This is a genomic window from Pseudomonas sp. FW305-28 (assembly GCF_017351395.1).
Classification (GTDB): Bacteria; Pseudomonadota; Gammaproteobacteria; order Pseudomonadales; family Pseudomonadaceae; genus Aquipseudomonas; species Aquipseudomonas fluorescens_AA.
Window position 1 is genome coordinate 1 of the sequence record NZ_JACNDD010000304.1, and the last position, 848, is coordinate 848.

At 66.3% G+C, this 848-nt stretch carries 1 protein-coding gene; it reads right to left on the reverse strand.

All coding sequences use genetic code 11. The annotated features are described in order from the left end of the window. Positions 1-848 (reverse strand): condensation domain-containing protein (locus J4E53_RS30530; protein ID WP_259333265.1); only part of this gene is annotated, 848 nt, incomplete at both ends.

Genomic DNA, 848 nt, shown 5'->3' on the forward strand with positions numbered 1-848 from the left:
GCTTTCCAGAAATCGACCTGGGCGTGCAGGCGTTCACCTTGCAGGTGCTGCTGTTGCCAGTTGGCGTAGTCGGCGTATTGCAGGGCCAGGGGTGGCAGCGGATCGTCAAGGCCCTGGCTGAACGCAGCGTAGAGCGCGTTGAACTCGCCGATCAACACCGCCACCGACCAACCGTCGGAGACGATGTGGTGCTGGGTCACCAGCAGGATGTGTTCGTCCTCGGTCAGGCGCAGCAGGCGACCGCGAATCAGCGGTCCCTGGCTCAGGTCGAAGGCGTCCCGGGCTTCGGCCTGGGTGAGTTGCGCTACGGCGGTTTGCCGGGCTTCGGCGTCCAGGCCTTGCAGGTCGTGTTCCTGCAAGGCGAAGCCGCTGTCGGTGGCGGCGAAGCGCTGGTGGACCTCGCCGTCACGGCGTTCGAAGGTGGTGCGCAGGCTTTCGTGACGGGCGACGATGCGGTCCAGGGCACGTTGCAAGGCATTGCGATCCAGGCTGCCGCGCAGGTGCAGGGCGGCGGGCATGTGGTAGGCGACGCTGGCGGCGTGGTCCAGTTGATCGAGGAACCACAGGCGTTGCTGGGCCAGGGACAGCGGCAACGCTTGCTCGCGGGACACCACGTCGATGGGCTGGACGTGGGAGTGACCGGCCTGTTCCACCCGTTGGGCCAGTTCGCTCAGCGAGGTCTGGCTGAAGAGGGTGCGCAGGTCGATCTCGACGCCGAGGTCCTGGTGCAGGCGGGCCTGCAACTGCACGGTCAGCAGGGAATGGCCACCGAGTTCGAGGAAGCCGTCGTGACGGCCGACCTGATCCAGTTGCAGCAGGTCTTTCCAGATCTCGGCGAGGGCGATTTC